Origin of the sequence: Ochrobactrum sp. WV_118_8, from assembly GCF_039631535.1 — a bacterium.
Lineage (GTDB): Bacteria > Pseudomonadota > Alphaproteobacteria > Rhizobiales > Rhizobiaceae > Brucella > Brucella anthropi.
This window is the reverse complement of record NZ_JBDIUZ010000002.1, coordinates 1,325,712-1,341,438: the sequence shown is the minus strand read 5'-3', so window position 1 is coordinate 1,341,438 and position 15,727 is coordinate 1,325,712. Positions and strand designations below refer to the sequence as shown.

The window sequence follows — 15,727 nt, the reverse complement described above, 5'->3', positions numbered from 1 at the left end:
AGGGAACTGACACGCTACTGACACGCTGGCGAGCTTCGGACCGTGTAAGACAGGTTCAATTCCTTGAAATAGGCGTCGATGGCCTCCCTGCCCTTACTCAGATAGTCCGGGGCGTATTCGGCATACTCTTCCGTCACGCCCGGAACGCGGTGGCCCAACATTCCCTTTACCTCCCATACGGGGACAGCCCTCTTGCGAAGCTCCTTCGCCATGGTGTGCCGGAGGCTATAAGGCGTGATCTCGGATGACAGCCCTGCCCGCTTTACGGCAAGCGCGAAGGTCTTCTTCACGCTCTTCACCTGCCTGCCGTTCCACATGACGAACACCGGGACTTCGGTTGTCCGGACGAACGGCAAGAGCGTGTCTGTAAGCGGCACTGTCGGACGATACTTCTTCGTCTGTTTCCGGCCCTTCGGGTTCAGCCGCACAAGCCTGTCCTCTATATTGATCTGGGCCGGAGTAAGCTCAAGTACGGCTTCCGGGCGCGACAGCGTGTTCAGCATGATCATGCAGAACGTGAAGAGGTGCGGCCACTGCTGAACGGTCGTTAGGAACCGGCGCATTTCGCTCTTGTCGAGCCGGCAGGGTTCCTTCCGGTCGCTGCGGTCGGACACGTCCGTGATGAAGGGGGCGGATTTGATCTCGCCACGTTTCCACGCCCGGTTCACGGCAGCGCGGCCCACGGACAAGGTACGGCTCACGTAGCTGTTCTTGAGGCCCTTGGCCTTGAGGGCGGCAACAAACTCCTCCTGCCGTTCGATGCCAAGTTCGGAAACTGTAGTCGGCCCCCAGAACTCAAGCCAATGCACAAGGGCATGACGTGCTGCCTCTTCAGACGGCAGGTTGATTGCGTGCTGTTCGTAATACCGGGTCAGGACCGTGCCCAGCGGCATGTCCGCCGTGTCGAAGTCCTTCGGCTTCATGCGAGCCTGAACAAACTCGTATAGCGCTACTTTTGCTTCTTCAAGGTCTTTAGTGCGTAGAGATGCGCGGCGTGTTTGTCCAGTTTCAGCGTCAAACCATCCGGCTTTGTAGACGGGAGAGTTGGAGTGCTGGGTGAGGAAGTATTCTCCGATTTGGAAGCGCTCTTCGGGCATAACTCAATACTCTTCAGATAGGTTTCAAGGTGTTCGATGCTGTAGAAAAACTTGCCGCCGATAGGGTATGCCCCGATTTTCCCTTCCTTTCGCCTGCGGCGAATGGTGAAGATCGAGACGCCCAAAAATTCAGCGGCCTGCTTCTCGGTGAGCATGTGGGCCGATCCCGGCTTGTGAGGCGGGTCCGCCAACTGTTGGGCCTTCTTGGCGAACTGAAGTCCCTTGCGGTGCTTCTGGGGCGGTAACTTTGAAAGAGCACCTTCAGACACGGCTGGCCTCTTCAAGCAACGGCGTGTCGCCGGGAATGCCGGATGGGTTGGCGAATTTTTCGATGCCGGCGCCGCGCGCCTCTCCTTCGCGGATGGCGGACAGGATGGCGACCAGCTCAGCGTTCATGCTGCGGAAATTCCGGATGCTGCGGGTTTCCAGCCATTCCTTCAGGTCGGCAGGAATGCGGATGCTGGTGGGCGTACTGGTGCGGTTATGGGTCATTTTTATAGCTCCATAATGTAGTTAACTTCATAAAAGCTACATTTATGTCGCTATTGCGTCAATCACAAAGTGACTACATCATGGCTACATGATTAAGACAGATGATGCCGACACGAAAATTGCCAACATCACGCCCTTCGGCCTGCGATTGCAGCCGTCGTTAAAACGCCGTGTCGAGGAAGCAGCCAAGGCAAATGGCCGGTCACTGAACTCCGAAATAGCGGCTCGCCTAGAAGCCAGTTTCGGAGACGATCAATCGAAGCTTGAAAAGCGGACGGCCTCACTAGAAACCGCCGTGCTTGGCCTCATTGGGGAAGTCGCCGCGATAAGGGAGCACCTCAGCACGGAAGATCGGTAAAGTTTTAACTGTGCAATTAATTGCAATCGGGGCACATTTGGGAGGGGAAAGTGGTCACCTACGAAAGCAAGTTCATTGGTGATTTCAAACTGGGTGACAACATCGTTTTCAATTTGAGCATATTGAAATCCCTCTACGCCTATCGTGCGCAAGGAGACGATGCCCAGAAGCGTTATCTTCAAAAGCCCATAACGCTGCTGAACATCTCGATTATTGAGGCGCTTCTATACGATTTCCATCTTCGGATAAAATCGTTCACTCGTGAAGGCGTTGGCCTCTCACAAAAGATGCTGAACGCGATACGCGGCAAGCAGATCGATGAATTTGAGAAATACATTACGAGCGCAAGGAAGAATGACTTCTTCGATCTGAAGGACACAGTTTTCTATGACAAGCTGGATGTACTTCGCAAACTGCGGAACCGCATCCACATTCAGAATACGAAAAACCACTTCGAGCGAGATGATAGCCAAGCCTTCAGCGAAGCGCGGATGATTCTTTCAGAGCAAGCCCTTGAACAAGTAGTTAAGACGCTGGCGGAAAAACATCCTCGCAATCATGAATACGTCCCGAAATTTGAACTGCCATGGGACAGTCATCTCGCATGAGTACCGGCAACGACGTTAAAGATGGCGACCTTTTTATTGGCCTCTCCGGTCTTCGTCTGGATGATACCAGAATGAGTTTTTCACGCGGGATTGTTCTTGAAACGACCTTCGCACACCTCATGTCCCCAATGACAATGGCTTTCGCCCCGCCCGGTCCCGGAGGCTATCACCCAGCCCCTTGGAAGTCCGCAAGGGGTGGCTTTGGTCGGGACATAACAGCCCAAATTGCAATTCCCAAAAGTGCTGCAGGTAGTTTTGACGAGCGAATGGAAATCGCTTTTACACTCTTGTTCCTGCTGCGGCTTTTGTCCGATCCTGCTGTTACGATGCCTGCAATTGCGAACATGCCGTTCGCGGAAATCGCTAAAGCTGATGATGGTGTTGCCCACATCGTATCCATTGAGCATCGTTCACGCTATTTTGAACTTGGGTTAGTGGACCACTCAAAGACCGTCGATACTCTTCAATGGGTTCAGGATTATTTTGAAACTGCTCTTAAATTGCGGAAAGAAAGCACTGAATTTCGACTTGCCTCGTTCGCTATTGATTCTGGGCAATTTATTGACAACACGGCATTGGTATTGATCTCCCTTTGGGGAGCTTTGGAAGCCTTATTTTCTCCCTCCACTTCAGAACTTCGGTTCCGCGTTTCGGCATTGATAGCTGCGTACCTTTATCCACCAGGGGAAGAGCGACGGGACCAACAGAAGCGTATTGCAAGCCTTTACGACAAAAGGTCAGCCGCCGCCCATGGAAAGCCTTCGCATGGCGGGGACGATCTCCTCGCAACCTTCGAACTGCTCCGGAGGGTGCTGATACGATTCATCCGAGAGGGTGACGTTCCGACAAAGCAAACGCTGGAGAACAAGCTTTTCGGTTGCAACTAATTGCACAAGATCAGCGAAACCGGCCCCCAGCCGCAAAGGTCTCCTGCCAGCTTGGCGAGCTTTTGTCCTTTGGTGCGCCTGAAACCGTCCAGACGCTGAAGGACGGCGTCCATGGCGGACGCGACTTCCTGTACGAACCGGGACCCTGCTTCGGAATACAGCTGCTAGGCTACACGTTCCTGTCCCGATTTTCTGTCATAACCGCGTTCGCGTGCGGTCGGTCGCTCGGCGTCATGGCGTGTCTCGCGTTCACGATCCCGCTAGATCATGTACGGGCAGCATTCGCCGGGAGCGACTACGCAACCACATGCGCGGACGGATGGTGCTGCATAGGACAACTATTCAGATAGAACGGAGACTAATCTCGGTAGATGCTCGGCTAACGTCAGCCGGATGCGTGTCAGCTCTTGTCTAGAAGTTTCTATCGCCGCCGAGTTGAGCGATCTCGCGTCGAGCTTGCAACACAATAATTTTCTTCACTCGCCCATCTACTGCAGTGATAACTCTGTATCGCATAGCAGCTGCCGAAGCGAGATCGTCTCCCAGTCGCCGCATTGCGTAGCGCGAAAGGCTGTCCATCACTGTTTCAATGGTGAGGCGATCCGCGTCGGCATGGACTTCAAACGGTATTGTTTTTCCCTCCTGAAAATCAAAAACTCGTCCATAGCGCGAATTAACATTGTAGCTTCCTACGCTGAAAATTTTTATTCGAATTTCGGTGTCGCGAATGGACGTATTCACATAGTTCTTTGATCGCTCGTTAAAGGTAACGACGTTATTGTCCCCCTTTATGACCACAATGTTCTGAGCCCCCCGACCGATAACGGTATGGGCTCGTTTGATGGCCGGCTCTACCGCGTCCACCAAAGCACCAAGATCGCCGGCGTGTAGCTGTCCGCTATCTTCAAGCTGTTCAATTGACCGTTCGCCGGGCTCACCGATTGACTGCCGGAAAACGGTCTTAAACAAATCGGTGACAAGATTTCCAGCGACCCCCAGGCCGATTGCGCCAGCACCAGCGATGACTTCTGGCGCTAGAACTATCTCAAAAAGCGCCTCGAAACTGCCAGGCCGCATCGCAACGAGATTGACCTCGTAGCCGCCATAGTGAAAATCACGGTATCGCACTCGATTTTCAGCAATGTAGTTCGTAGTTATCAGCATGGTGCGAGCAACACCATTCAGACTTTCTACTGCATCATATGCTGGCATCTTGTGCTGTTCAGCCATTTCCCCCGTGAATTTAGCAATAAATCTCGCCTGCAACGCCTGCCCCCCAAACGCATAAAAAATTGAGCACCGGGCGAGGTCAGTTACAAACACGGCACCGACGCTGATTTCACTTGAAAGTAGCAAAATTCACTTAACGCAACGTAAAGGAAGGCATTCCTTGAGACGAATGAGCTGCGTTGCGTAGGCAAGTAAGGCCCGATAATTGATAGTTATCCCCGCTGAAATAGCTCTCCTTCGCTCAATAGATCGCCCTGCTGTTGCCGTCATATTGGGTCGAATGCACCGCCTTACGGCGCGATTTTTGTTTTCGAAATTTCCATTTCATCTGCTTCTAGCTTGATACGCCAGCTGTCAGGCCGATTCTCAAGAACTTCGAAATCTCCGTAGTGTGCCTGCCGATGATGATTAGGACACAAAACCATAATGTTACTCGCGGCTAAGGAACCTGCAAGCAGCAGGGACACAGGCTGAACATGATGAGCCTCCGCAAATGGCAGACCATTTTTTCGTTTGAAGGCAACTGGTTCGTGCCCAAGTGCTTCACAGAGCTGGCATCGACACCCACGAATTTCTTTCACTTTTTTTCCTACGTCGCCCCGTTCAATGTAGGTGCTTATCTTAGCCCTTCGTTTCGGGTCAGCGTTGCGAGCTTCCAGCTCCATTAAGCGAACGCCTACCAATCCGTCTGCTTTCCCTTCCATTGTAGGTGCGGCTCCCGACAAAGCCGCTTGTCGCCAAATCTCCGTGAACGCAGCGCGAGTGATCGGAATGGTCGAGTTCGGAAGTGGTTTGCGGAAGTGTGTGAAGTCATCACCGTCTGGCAATGTGTCAACAGATACAGGTCGATCAACCAAATTTGCCAGTACGGTAAGGGGAACTCGCCAAACGGTCTCAGCGGCATCGTTTATATTTGCATATTGATCTGTATCTGGGTCAGACTGAAGTTGCGCCGATCCTGCGATTTGGACAATAGCATAAACTGCCGCTGGCAAACCTGGCCTATCCCTTCTCTCGGCCCTAGCATTCAGCCTCATTATGCCCAAATCTCCTGGCTGGATTTCGGCATGGTTATGGTCTGATACTTTGTAAAGAAGTTGATCTTTACGGTCCTGCAACCAGGCCTCGCCATTCCAGATCGCGCGATTGCAAACGAACATCCAATACCCGGTAGGCGGAAGCGTTCTGGTTACACTGGCTGGCACTGGTGGGTACAGAGGTATTGGCGCTGCATCACTGCTCGTGAGGTCCGAAACGATCTTTCGGATAGTTGCCTCAATCTTAGCACCAACATTTGGATAGGGCTTGTAACCATTAATCCAAGTACGCCCCATGGTCTGCAATACATAAGAAATGTTTTGCATTCTATGCTCAGCGCTGGTTCTTCTCTTCAGAGGCCCTGACAGTAGCATTCGCTGTACTGCAGCCTTATTGTATTTCTCTCCTTGTCGTTCAAGCGCGAGCATCTGCAAATAGGCTTCGACTGCTGACGATAATTCCTGAAATGTCCAATCGATTGGTGCTGACATTGCCCTTTGCCCCCCTTAGCTCTAAAGGACATAGCAATTGCCGCCATCTCGGGAAAGAACTCTTGGGGTTAATTTTGATTGACCATGTGGAGCACGTCTAACCGCACAGTTCCACGCCGCGTTCAATCCAGTCAACCGGAATAGACCTCTTAGGACTTCCATCCACATTCCTCATAAGAAACGGGCGTGGATCTGGAAATCCGCCGACACCCATGGCGGCACCGTTCAATCCGTAAACAACGGAAGCACCGTCATACTGGATTGTCACAAAAGGTCTGCCGGTGAGCTTATCCGATTGGCAGCGGATCGTTGCAGCGTCAAACCGGTAGTACGGCCACCGGTCCCCGTATTCTGCTCGGCTCACTCTGAACCCCGGCCCGTAATCGCTGACCACCTCCACCGATCCTTCAAGAACATCGGAAGGTTTGGACACCTGATTGAACAGGGCAACTCCACCAATGATGAACGCAATCGTTACCCAACCTGACATGTACCAAGGGCTTTTCGCTTTTTCCGCCGCCATGCGGTCGAGGAAGGACGGTTTGCCCTTCTTCATCTCTTCGGCCAGCAGCTCTTTGGCACGCTCGTATTCGTCTGCCGAGATTTCACCACGCACCTTCATTGTGCGGAGCTGGGCTACGGGATCGGCGCTCATTTCTTCACCTTGCAGCTGGTGGCGGCTTCACCATCTGGGAGCACTTCCCACGTCTTCATGTCCGGTTTGAAAGCGACGGCAAAGGCACCATCGTCGGTCTCGTAGAAATAGCTGCCCGACTGTGCGGACTTTTTCTCGCCGCCGACCGTAATCGAGACTCCCGGTTCACGAGTATCGATGATCACCCGACCGGTCTTCGGAAACTTGCAGTCGTAGACATCGGCGGACGCCGCATCGAGCATTCCAATAAGGACAAAAAAGGTCACGGCGATTGGTTTGCGCATTGTCACCCATCCAGCTTACGAATTGATCTTAGCATAGCAATCTAATTACCGTTTCTTGTAATTAGATTACGGAAATTGGTAAATGTCTGAATTTACGTCACTGCTATTCTCACAACTGCCTCTCTACACAGGGTCGTGGAGAGCAGTATGGACGATCTTCGGAAGCGATTTGGGCGTTTGGTCGCGGCCCATCGGCGCAAAGCCGGGATGACACAAGACGAGCTCGCGGAAGCGGCTTCGATCAGTGTCGATATGATCTCGAAAATCGAAACCGGCGCGACCGGTGCACGCTTCCCGTTGATTGAACGACTTGCCATTGCATTACGGATTGATCCGGCTGAGCTGTTCACGACCGAATTGACTTCTGCCGCGAAACGAAACCCGACGCTGACAGCTTTGACTGTTCGCCTTGCCGGTTTGGGCGAAAACGACCTGCGGTGGATCAGTGGCGTGATCGACGCTGCCCTGAAACAAAAGAAATAGCGCGGAGTGCCGGAGCTACAGGACACGAGCGGCAGCGTTGTCGGTAAACAAGCCGGTATCGCGGACATAGCGTGATAGGCTCGCTTCGGATCGATGCCCCGTTATTTGCCTGATCTTGTAGGTTGACGCTCCGGCTTGCGCCGCCGAAGTCGCAAAACCCGCCCGCAACGAATGGCCCGAGAACGTTGAGGGATCGTAACCCGCTGCCGCGATACGGGTTTTGACGACATGGCTCACAGCCTCACCGGAAATCCGCTGCTCGAACATATGGCCGTGCTTGTCCAGCGTGGTAAAAATCGGTCCCTCCCGACGATCCGCAAGTTCAAGCCATGCCTTCAGCGCCGCAATTGGGCAATGCCGGGTCCGTCCGAAAGGAACGGCGATTATCCGGCCATGGCCTTCCTGATCGGTTTTCGAGCGGCGTAGCTTGACCAGCATTCCCTTGGGCACAAACTCTACATCGCAGACGTCGAGCGCCGCGATCTCCGAGCGCCGCATGGCGGTGGCGAAGCCCAACAAGAGCAGGGCCCGGTCGCGAACATCCTTCGGACGATCCCCCAGCTTATCCAGCATCACAAACAGATCATCCCGCAGCAAAGCCGCCGCCTGTCTTTGAGCCACACCATAGGTGCGCCGAATACCTCGCATGGTTGCTTTGACCAGTTCCGATTGGGTCGGATCGTCAGCCCCAAGCGCCCGGTGCGCCTTGGAAACGGAGACAAGGCGTCGCTGGATGGTGGCGACAGCAAACGCGCCTGCCATTTCGGCAAGATACTCGGCTACATCATTGGGCGATGCAGGAAGATCGCGGTCAGATGCTGCAAAATGAGCCATATCCGCCGCGTAGGCTCGTTTTGTTGCTGGGGATAAAGATTGGGAAATGAAATCGCGAACAGGCTTGGAAAGCCCGATTTGGAAATGGTTCTCAGAATTGCAATTAATTGCACAAAACTTATCTACGCGCTGGCTTGTGCAATTAATTGCAATTCTATCAGCGCTCGGATTTCTGTTCAGTGAAGCCGTAATCTCGTATTCTACCAATCTGTCGAAAAATCTTTCGGACGCATCCGATGGAACATGACACGACGTGCCGAGCCCAGTCGAATTTACCCCTGCATGATCAACAGGATGATTTTTCGAAAACTCGGTCTGGGAATACTCACGCTTCATGCCCCTACCCCCAGCTTACGCGCTTGAAGACGATAGGCGACGTTGAGGCGCTCAGCGCGGGTTTGGAACAAATCGCTGCCGACCTTCCACTTGGCCAGCAACCGGTCTTCTGTATCTCGGTGAGGTTCAATCCTGCCATCACGCAGAATGTGCGTGACGGTAGCGTTGCATTGTTCAACCAGATGACGCCCCACCAATAGGCAGCGATGACATCCCAGCGGCTCATGCTCCGAGCACATTAAAACGGGCCGACAGCGAGGGGCGATCTCCAGCACCCTCGCGATCCCTTGAGCAAACGAAGCCGTTTCTGCCATCGTCTCATAATTGATGGTACCGGTGTTTGGACGACCACCCAACTGGTCTCCCAAATGCAGATAGCTGACGCCAGCGCCGTTCAGCCGGTACCGCAGTTCATGCTGGTTGAAATAATGCAGCCGAGATCGAGGGGTGGAACGAACATCCAAGACGACGCTGATGTCCGACCGCTCGAGCAAAGAACTAAAATGCTCCCATGGCAGATTTGAATGACCTATCGAGAATATAGTGTTCTGCAAGACATTGCCTCCGTATGTGAGCAATCCTTGCACAGGGAAATCAAAAATAACACAGCAAAAACAATAATATAACGAGTATTTTTATTCTTATTCTGTCAATTACTGAGGTTGGTTGCTAATTGCGGATGCGCCTGGCTCGCAGGCGCCCGCGTTTGTATCTCTCGGCCACATTTTTGATAAACTTGTATCTTCCCCGAAAATGGAAGGGCGTGGAGCGTAAGCGACACGATCCTTCCTATAGTGTATTTTCTCTGTCCCCCTGGAATTAATAGGAAGGATTATGTTCTTAACCTTGTATACAGGGGACAAGAGAAAACACACTTTCTATTCAGGTTACCTATTGCGGCTTCAACTCGTTGATCTTGGCGAGTAATCGGGCGCTGTCGGCAGGCTCAATCTTTTGCTCCTCTTGTAGATCATCAAGGTAGGCTTGCAGAGCAAGATCCGGGTTGTCCTTGATCGCGCCAGGATATGGCCAATGGAGGTGCCTCATCTCTCTCTCGGCTGTTTTGAGATAAGCCATAAACCGCGTCCAGCCTTCAAACGTAACCAGGGATGCGGTAACGTTGGTGGCATCGTCACCAAGCTTCTGCACAACGCCACGCAGCTGGCCCATATGTGACGGCGGAACGTTCAATGGTACTTTTTCTCCGGCTTTGAGCTTCTCCAAGTTCTTTGCGCCTTTCTCAGCCTCGGCAATGCGGACCAAGAGGCGCTCGTAGAGTTTCTTTTCAGCACCAATCTGCTTGAAATACATTACCTTCATCGTTAGGTGCGTGGCCAACGTCTTGTTGTAAATGATTAGACCCTTTGACCATATCGCACGTAGCTTGAAGACGTGGTCGGTTTCACAAAGCTCTGTACCCAGTTTCAACAGAATGTGCCTGCCATCCTCTTCCGTATTGCGGGTGATGTAGTGAAATGGCGGTTTATCGATGATTTTGCGAATAGTATTCTTATGTTTGCTGAGATAGTCAGCAACTCCTTCTATGGTAGTTGGCAACCACGAGAACCCCTCGAACTCGTAGGAGCCCTCCTCTTCCACCAGCTTAGCCAACTTTGCCGCCGTACCTTTTAAGTCGTGGGTCATCTGCGATCAACTTCTCAAGATGTTGACTGCGGCGGACTTCGAATGGTGCTCCGCCGTTATTAAAGAATTCGTTAGCAGCTCACCTGTCGGATCGAGCGGCGGCGATCTTCACGAGATCACGACGATCATATGCAATCCTCCCTGCGACACAGGACTGACACGCTGCTGACACGTGACTTTTGATTTTCCTCTGAAATTACAGTGTTTGGGATGGCGAATGCTGGTAACACATGCTAACTGCCGATCACCGATTTCTTACGGTTCCTGGGCCTTGACATCGTAGGGGTCACAGGTTCAATCCCTGTCACGCCCACCATTCGATCCCCTTGGAATTATTGCGATAACTTGGCTCGACTGAGCATTGGTTCCAGAACAGGTTTTCAGTCTGGCAACTTAAAAAAGCATGACTGCGCGACGGTGCTTGTATCGGCAAATGCCGATTGCTCAGAGTTTCCTGGCATTCATTCTAAAGATCAACAACATCCATCGCCACGTTCGCATAAGACGCCCTGATTCTTAAAAAACGTATCATTTTTGCGCCTCCTGAGTATCAACCTGCTTGGGATGGGATGCGCCTGTGATCAGTACGATAACGCCGCCCATTATCCTACGAGCCCAGGGCTACTCGTTCGCCAGAGCGCGTCTGTGCAATCACAGACATATCCGGCTCGCTACCGATAACTGCTTTGATCTGCTTCTTGTCCATTAGGCTGAACGCAGTTGCCCAGGCATCGGCTCGCGCTGCATCACGGGCAACCACAGTCACCCGGCGATAAAGTGCCGCTGAGAATCCGGTTTTTGGGTTGAGCAAATGGTTAAACCGTCCGGACTCCTCAAACTGAAAGCCCGTGAAGCTGGATGTTGCGAGCGCCTGATTGCGGATATCGACATGTTCTTCGGCAGCAGCTCCGGCTTCCAGATCGGCGATGCCAATGCGCCATGCCGTGCCGTCAGGTCTTGAGCCGAGAGCGCGATACTCCCCCATATCGACCAGTGCATGTTCGGCCCCTGCCCTTTGCAACAATGCCGTCACGCGGTCGGTGACATAACCCTGCGCAATACCGTTTAGCGTCAGAGACATAGATGGCTTGGAGAATGCAATGCGGTTATCATCGAATAGAACGTGACTGAACCCTACCTTTGCAAGAGCTTCGTCCCAAAGCTGTCGCGATGGTCCGTCGGGAGAAGGATGTTCTTGTGAGAAGTACTTTTTCAGACAGTTCCAAAGGGGCTGTACCGTCGGATCGAAAAGGCCGTCGCTGGCCTGCCAGCATTCATGGCAGATACGCAATACCTCGACCAGATCAGGCGAAGGCGATGCCAGCGCCCCATTGCGATTAAGTTCGGCAAGTTCTGAATCTTCACGATAGAGGCTGAAGATGTTCTCCAGCCTTTCCGCTTCTTGAACAACTTCGCGCAGCAACCTTTCGGCAATCGAACGATCCGGATGATAGAGTATGATCTTGGCAGGTGCCCCCATCGCCTGGCCACGCCAGATGATGGGCTCAGGAAGGTCGAGTGAAACTGCGTGTTTTGGAGTGGCCCAGAACACTACTCCAGCCGCACCACCCGCAAGTACAAGCCGACGACTGACACGCTGTCCACCTTCAATGCGCATGGCTTTCGGCTCCAAGATCGGAGGGCCGCGCCGACTGACCGCCGAGAACGTAATCCTCCGGTATTTCGGTGAACGTGCTAATACGGCCGCCCTTTGCCGCAACGAACTTCTCCGCTGCTTCTCGTGTCGAAAACGGCACGGCCTCCTGTGCCCCCATTCCACCTACAGCAGCGCTTTCAATCACGAAAAAGGCTTTGCGCGCATCGACCCAGTTTTCCGCTCCCGGCTCTTCCCAGCTTGGCGCTTTCGCCATATCTGAAACATAGATCGCCGCGATCCCTTTTGGCTCCTCAGGCAGCATCGTAAAGGCGAGCGTATCACGGGCGGAAGAGAACCATACTGCCTCGTTTGTCGGCTCGAGAATGATTTGCCCCTTGGGGCCGGGGTGCTCCAGAACATTCATTCCGCAATATCGGCCCATTGCGCTTTCCGTCAGCGCGAAAGGAGCCATCACGGCATCATTCTTCTCGTCCGGAGAGCATCCTGCAAGCAGAACCAGAAACAGGGGGGCAAGAAACAGAGCGCGTTTCATAATTCTTTCCTCGAAAAAACCAGCATGGAAAGGGACAGTGGCAGCATGACCCAGAGGCCGAGCGCTAGCGTCAGAGCTGGAGCCGAGAGTGTGGCGTTACCGGCTATTCCGCCCATGCCAGTCAAAGATCCGGCCTGTCCGAGACCGAAGTTGAGAAGCCGGTAAGAGTCGGCTGGATTGAGAAGAAGCAGACCGTTGAGTATGCCACCGCCAACAATGCGGCCCTGATCGAAAACCAGCAGAGCAAGAAGTGCTGCGTCATAGATCAGCACGAAGAACAGCCAGACGCCGATGGCGATACCTGCTGCCGTGCTCCGCTCCCGCACCAAGGTGCTTGCAAGAAAACCGATGGCGATGAACACGGCTCCCAGCAGGACCGACGAGATAATAAGTTTGAACAGCGACAGCCAGCTTCCAGCATCCACGCCGGACCCGGTCACGATCAGCGCCACAGCCGCCGCGCCGTACCCGAACAATGTCGCGAAGGACAGAATAGCAAGCTGACCAATGAATTTTCCAAGAACCAGCTGAAACCGGCTTATCGGATAGCTCAGAAGCAGCAGCATCGTACCGCGTTCCATTTCCCCGACAATCGCGTCATGCGAAATGAGAAGGGCAATAAGAGGGATGAGGAAGATTGTCAGGCTGGAGAGACTGACTATCACAACGTCCAGCTTGCTCGCGGCAACCGAACTGCCGGTGGGTGCGCTGCCGAGAAAAGTCATGCTCAAGGCTAATGCCGCAAGCAATAGCGTTGTCGCCAGAACCCAGCGATTGCGCAACCCTTCCTGAATTTCCTTGGAAGCGATTATGAGAATATTGTTCATTCCGCTGCCTCCGCGAGGGCCGCTTCCCCGGTATTGAGGAAGTGGGCGTAAAGTTCGTCCAGCGTCGGCGGAACGAGATCGAGTTCCGTGAGATTGTCGTTCATGGCCACGATTTCACGGACAAGAGCCATCTTGCCTTCCGTCGGAGCTTCCGTTTCGAAGATATCCGAGCCGAGACGATGCCAGCGCAATGCAGCATTGGCGGTTGTCGAAGGCAACCGGGAGACGTCTGGCGTCTGCACCCGTATGCGAAGCGGTAATTGTGAAATCCGGCGCAACGCATCGATGGAGCCATCGGCAATGATCTTGCCCTTGTTCGCGATGATGACGCGCCCGACTTTGGTTTCCAGTTCGGTCAAGGCATGGGATGACATCAGGATTGTCGCGCCTTTGCTCCGCAATTCTTCAAGAACTTCATAGAAGCTCTGACGCAAGGCGGGATCGAGACCGGTCGTCGGCTCGTCAAGCAACAGAACGGACGGTTGCCCGAGCAATGCCTGAGCAAGCCCCAGTCGCTGGCGCATCCCCTTCGAATAGGTGCCGACCCGCCTGTTTGCGGCATGGGCAAGGCCGACGCGCTCCAGCAGTTCTACATTTTGGGCAACCGGCATTCTCTTGAGCCGCGCATAGAAGCCGAGCGTTTCCGCTCCAGTCAGCGCCAGATTGAAAGAGACGTGCTCAGGCAGATAGCCAAGCCGCAATCTGGCGGCAAAGGCACCGGTCGCCGGATCTTCGCCCAACACGCGAACCGCGCCCTTGGTCGGGCGGATCAGACCGAGCATGAGCTTTATCATCGTCGTTTTTCCAGCACCATTATGGCCGACCAGCGCAATGCTTTCTCCAGCGTGGAGGCGGAAACTCGCATCGCTGATAGCATTGAACCCGCCATAGGACTTTGTGACCTGATCAAGAATGACAGTCTCAGTCATTTGGTTTTCCTTTCGCCGGATCGGCCGGATGCGGCGGCTTCATAAGGGGATAGCTATCGACGACACCGCCCGGCAAAAGCGCCGGGAACTGGGTCTGTGCCCAGCGGATTGTCTCGATTGCCGGACTATTGATGAGAATTTTTGCCTGTGGCGCAGTCCACAAAACCTTGTCGATCAGATCATTGGGCCGGTAAGGGCTGTCAGCGATACCATCGCCATTGAGATCGAAGGCCGGATTGTCGCTCCAATAATTGCCGCGTCCATTGACCGACCAGTCGAGGTTGCGCGTGCCGACATATTTCACCTGATTGCGGTTGTTGATGAAGGCGTTGCCGCTCATGGCATTGCCCTCGGAACCGGCAGTAAAGTGAATGCCTATGCTGCAGTTCTCGAAACTGTTTTCGGTGAACTTGTTCTTGTTGGCGTTGTAAATGAAAACACATTTTTCCGGACCGAGCCGCGAGGTTTCGCCCGTCTGGGTTTCCGTCTGGTCGTCCGCAGGAAGACCGTGTTCAGCCTTCTGAACACCGGCATCAAGCCAGCGATCTATCGGTTGCATGCGCCCGATCACGCGATTACCGGAAATGACCGAACTGTTTGCATAATTGAGCAACAAGCCATGATCCCGGTCGCCGTCAGACAGGTTGTCCAGCACCTTGAGACGGTTGGTGTACATGATCGCGAAACCAACCGAATTGTTGCGCGAAACATTGCCGATGACCTGACTGTCATCCGTGTACATGTAATGGACGGCGAACCTGACATTCTCCATCACATTGTCGCGAAAGATATTCTTGCGGCTGGCATTGGTATAGATGCCGTCGCGCCCGTAGCGAATGACGTTGCCGATAACCTGTGCGCCGGGCGCATTCCAGATGGAAACGCCGCTACCCGTTTGTGCCATGCGCACGCCTCGACGGCCAACGATCTCATTGCCGCTCGCGATGGAATTTGCGGCGCCATGCAAATAAATCCCGTATAGGTTATCGATTAGTCGATTGTTCTCGACGCGTGCGCCCGTGGCGGTTTTGGCCACGAAAACTCCGGAGTTGAGGTCGGGCATGTTATCGCCCGAACCGCGCACTTCCAGCCCGCGCACAATCGCGTCCGGCGCGTTGACCGTTATGGCATTGCCCGAGCCAAGTCCGTCCACAATGGCGCCCTGCTCGCCGGTCAGTTCAATGGCGCGGTCGATCGTAACCGCGCCATTGTGCTTGCCTTTCAGAAGCCGGACGACATCGCCCGGCTCCGCTTTGTCGATAGCCGCCTGTACGCCTTCGCCTGCTACGACATCGATCTGCCGTGCCTGCAAACCGTCGCAAAGAACGACGGTCAGCAGCATTGCGGCACTGAAGGACTGAAACCGGCGGGGGAACCTCATGGC

At 53.7% G+C, this 15,727-nt stretch carries 19 protein-coding genes; 4 read left to right on the top strand and 15 right to left on the bottom strand.

Features of this window, described 5'->3' with window-relative positions:
• Positions 1-14: 14 nt before the first annotated feature.
• Genes ABDF71_RS20285 through ABDF71_RS20275 form a run of 3 tightly spaced genes read right to left on the bottom strand, consistent with a single transcriptional unit; the run spans position 15 to position 1,589 of the window.
• Entirely contained in the window at positions 15-923 is a 909-nt protein-coding gene (locus ABDF71_RS20285; protein ID WP_258125007.1) for a tyrosine-type recombinase/integrase, read from the bottom strand.
• 26 nt (positions 924-949) lie between these two features.
• A complete protein-coding gene (locus ABDF71_RS20280) occupies positions 950-1,366 on the bottom strand; it encodes a helix-turn-helix domain-containing protein (protein WP_258125006.1) in 417 nt (138 codons plus the stop codon).
• Positions 1,359-1,589 (bottom strand): Arc family DNA-binding protein, encoded by a 231-nt coding sequence (locus ABDF71_RS20275; protein WP_258125005.1) that lies wholly within the window; start codon positions 1,587-1,589, stop codon positions 1,359-1,361. Before ABDF71_RS20275 ends, ABDF71_RS20280 begins: the two co-directional genes overlap by 8 nt.
• Positions 1,590-1,677: 88 nt before the next feature.
• Here ABDF71_RS20275 and ABDF71_RS20270 point away from each other — a divergent pair, with 88 nt between their 5' ends.
• The 3 genes from ABDF71_RS20270 to ABDF71_RS20260 are packed head-to-tail and all read left to right on the top strand — an operon-like array spanning position 1,678 to position 3,442.
• Positions 1,678-1,947, top strand: coding sequence for an Arc family DNA-binding protein (locus tag ABDF71_RS20270; protein ID WP_258125004.1), 270 nt, complete (start codon positions 1,678-1,680; stop codon positions 1,945-1,947).
• Positions 1,948-1,997: 50 nt separating this feature from the next.
• Positions 1,998-2,555 carry a hypothetical protein gene (locus ABDF71_RS20265; protein ID WP_258125003.1) on the top strand — a complete coding sequence of 186 codons (558 nt, stop codon included), beginning with the start codon at positions 1,998-2,000 and terminating at the stop codon, positions 2,553-2,555.
• Positions 2,552-3,442, top strand: a complete 891-nt coding sequence (locus ABDF71_RS20260) for a HEPN domain-containing protein (RefSeq protein WP_258125002.1) — start codon at positions 2,552-2,554, stop codon at positions 3,440-3,442. Before ABDF71_RS20265 ends, ABDF71_RS20260 begins: the two co-directional genes overlap by 4 nt.
• A 411-nt stretch (positions 3,443-3,853) precedes the next feature.
• Here ABDF71_RS20260 and ABDF71_RS20255 read toward each other — a convergent pair whose 3' ends face one another.
• The 4 genes from ABDF71_RS20255 to ABDF71_RS20240 form a co-directional block, all read right to left on the bottom strand.
• Positions 3,854-4,765 carry a DUF7946 domain-containing protein gene (locus tag ABDF71_RS20255; RefSeq protein WP_500061710.1) on the bottom strand — a complete coding sequence of 304 codons (912 nt, stop codon included), beginning with the start codon at positions 4,763-4,765 and terminating at the stop codon, positions 3,854-3,856.
• Between the two features lie 197 nt (positions 4,766-4,962).
• Positions 4,963-6,201, bottom strand: a complete 1,239-nt coding sequence (locus tag ABDF71_RS20250) for an HNH endonuclease (protein ID WP_258124999.1) — start codon at positions 6,199-6,201, stop codon at positions 4,963-4,965.
• A gap of 97 nt (positions 6,202-6,298) precedes the next feature.
• Complete coding sequence (locus tag ABDF71_RS20245) at positions 6,299-6,856, bottom strand: SHOCT domain-containing protein (RefSeq protein WP_258124998.1); 558 nt, start codon at positions 6,854-6,856, stop codon at positions 6,299-6,301.
• A complete protein-coding gene (locus ABDF71_RS20240; RefSeq protein ID WP_258124997.1) occupies positions 6,853-7,140 on the bottom strand; it encodes a hypothetical protein in 288 nt (95 codons plus the stop codon). Before ABDF71_RS20240 ends, ABDF71_RS20245 begins: the two co-directional genes overlap by 4 nt.
• A 147-nt stretch (positions 7,141-7,287) precedes the next feature.
• Between ABDF71_RS20240 and ABDF71_RS20235 the strand changes: the two genes are divergently transcribed.
• A complete protein-coding gene (locus ABDF71_RS20235) occupies positions 7,288-7,623 on the top strand; it encodes a helix-turn-helix domain-containing protein (RefSeq protein ID WP_258124996.1) in 336 nt (111 codons plus the stop codon).
• 15 nt (positions 7,624-7,638) lie between these two features.
• On the opposite strand, the gene ABDF71_RS20230 is transcribed toward ABDF71_RS20235, so the two are convergent.
• The 8 genes from ABDF71_RS20230 to ABDF71_RS20195 form a co-directional block, all read right to left on the bottom strand.
• Positions 7,639-8,457, bottom strand: coding sequence for a site-specific integrase (locus ABDF71_RS20230; protein ID WP_258124995.1), 819 nt, complete (start codon positions 8,455-8,457; stop codon positions 7,639-7,641).
• Positions 8,458-8,789: 332 nt separating this feature from the next.
• Positions 8,790-9,347 carry a DUF488 domain-containing protein gene (locus tag ABDF71_RS20225; RefSeq protein ID WP_258124994.1) on the bottom strand — a complete coding sequence of 186 codons (558 nt, stop codon included), beginning with the start codon at positions 9,345-9,347 and terminating at the stop codon, positions 8,790-8,792.
• Positions 9,348-9,684: 337 nt separating this feature from the next.
• Positions 9,685-10,437 carry a hypothetical protein gene (locus tag ABDF71_RS20220; RefSeq protein WP_258124993.1) on the bottom strand — a complete coding sequence of 251 codons (753 nt, stop codon included), beginning with the start codon at positions 10,435-10,437 and terminating at the stop codon, positions 9,685-9,687.
• Positions 10,438-11,044: 607 nt separating this feature from the next.
• Positions 11,045-12,055: an FAD:protein FMN transferase gene (locus tag ABDF71_RS20215; RefSeq protein ID WP_500061709.1), complete on the bottom strand. Its 1,011-nt coding sequence runs from the start codon at positions 12,053-12,055 to the stop codon at positions 11,045-11,047.
• The gene (locus ABDF71_RS20210; RefSeq protein ID WP_029928813.1) at positions 12,045-12,587 is read right to left on the bottom strand and encodes a nitrous oxide reductase accessory protein NosL; all 543 of its coding nucleotides are present in this window, start codon (positions 12,585-12,587) and stop codon (positions 12,045-12,047) included. Before ABDF71_RS20210 ends, ABDF71_RS20215 begins: the two co-directional genes overlap by 11 nt.
• Positions 12,584-13,414: a DUF2705 family protein gene (locus ABDF71_RS20205; RefSeq protein WP_029928810.1), complete on the bottom strand. Its 831-nt coding sequence runs from the start codon at positions 13,412-13,414 to the stop codon at positions 12,584-12,586. Before ABDF71_RS20205 ends, ABDF71_RS20210 begins: the two co-directional genes overlap by 4 nt.
• Positions 13,411-14,343 carry an ABC transporter ATP-binding protein gene (locus ABDF71_RS20200; RefSeq protein WP_258125316.1) on the bottom strand — a complete coding sequence of 311 codons (933 nt, stop codon included), beginning with the start codon at positions 14,341-14,343 and terminating at the stop codon, positions 13,411-13,413. The genes ABDF71_RS20205 and ABDF71_RS20200 overlap by 4 nt, the downstream gene beginning before the upstream one ends.
• Positions 14,336-15,724, bottom strand: coding sequence for a nitrous oxide reductase family maturation protein NosD (locus tag ABDF71_RS20195; protein ID WP_010660651.1), 1,389 nt, complete (start codon positions 15,722-15,724; stop codon positions 14,336-14,338). The genes ABDF71_RS20200 and ABDF71_RS20195 overlap by 8 nt, the downstream gene beginning before the upstream one ends.
• Positions 15,725-15,727 lie beyond the last annotated feature (3 nt).

What these genes read in the sequence shown, in the direction of transcription:
- ABDF71_RS20210 (WP_029928813.1), bottom strand. Translation starts at nt 12,587, where the DNA reads ATGAAACGCGCTCTGTTTCTTGCCCCCCTGTTTCTGGTTCTGCTTGCA.
- ABDF71_RS20285 (WP_258125007.1), bottom strand. Translation starts at nt 923, where the DNA reads ATGAAGCCGAAGGACTTCGACACGGCGGACATGCCGCTGGGCACGGTC.
- ABDF71_RS20230 (WP_258124995.1), bottom strand. Translation starts at nt 8,457, where the DNA reads ATGGCTCATTTTGCAGCATCTGACCGCGATCTTCCTGCATCGCCCAAT.
- ABDF71_RS20275 (WP_258125005.1), bottom strand. Translation starts at nt 1,589, where the DNA reads ATGACCCATAACCGCACCAGTACGCCCACCAGCATCCGCATTCCTGCC.
- ABDF71_RS20240 (WP_258124997.1), bottom strand. Translation starts at nt 7,140, where the DNA reads ATGCGCAAACCAATCGCCGTGACCTTTTTTGTCCTTATTGGAATGCTC.
- ABDF71_RS20220 (WP_258124993.1), bottom strand. Translation starts at nt 10,437, where the DNA reads ATGACCCACGACTTAAAAGGTACGGCGGCAAAGTTGGCTAAGCTGGTG.
- ABDF71_RS20215 (WP_500061709.1), bottom strand. Translation starts at nt 12,055, where the DNA reads ATGCGCATTGAAGGTGGACAGCGTGTCAGTCGTCGGCTTGTACTTGCG.
- ABDF71_RS20195 (WP_010660651.1), bottom strand. Translation starts at nt 15,724, where the DNA reads ATGAGGTTCCCCCGCCGGTTTCAGTCCTTCAGTGCCGCAATGCTGCTG.
- ABDF71_RS20250 (WP_258124999.1), bottom strand. Translation starts at nt 6,201, where the DNA reads ATGTCAGCACCAATCGATTGGACATTTCAGGAATTATCGTCAGCAGTC.
- ABDF71_RS20260 (WP_258125002.1), top strand. Translation starts at nt 2,552, where the DNA reads ATGAGTACCGGCAACGACGTTAAAGATGGCGACCTTTTTATTGGCCTC.
- ABDF71_RS20245 (WP_258124998.1), bottom strand. Translation starts at nt 6,856, where the DNA reads ATGAGCGCCGATCCCGTAGCCCAGCTCCGCACAATGAAGGTGCGTGGT.
- ABDF71_RS20200 (WP_258125316.1), bottom strand. Translation starts at nt 14,343, where the DNA reads ATGACTGAGACTGTCATTCTTGATCAGGTCACAAAGTCCTATGGCGGG.
- ABDF71_RS20235 (WP_258124996.1), top strand. Translation starts at nt 7,288, where the DNA reads ATGGACGATCTTCGGAAGCGATTTGGGCGTTTGGTCGCGGCCCATCGG.
- ABDF71_RS20270 (WP_258125004.1), top strand. Translation starts at nt 1,678, where the DNA reads ATGATTAAGACAGATGATGCCGACACGAAAATTGCCAACATCACGCCC.
- ABDF71_RS20205 (WP_029928810.1), bottom strand. Translation starts at nt 13,414, where the DNA reads ATGAACAATATTCTCATAATCGCTTCCAAGGAAATTCAGGAAGGGTTG.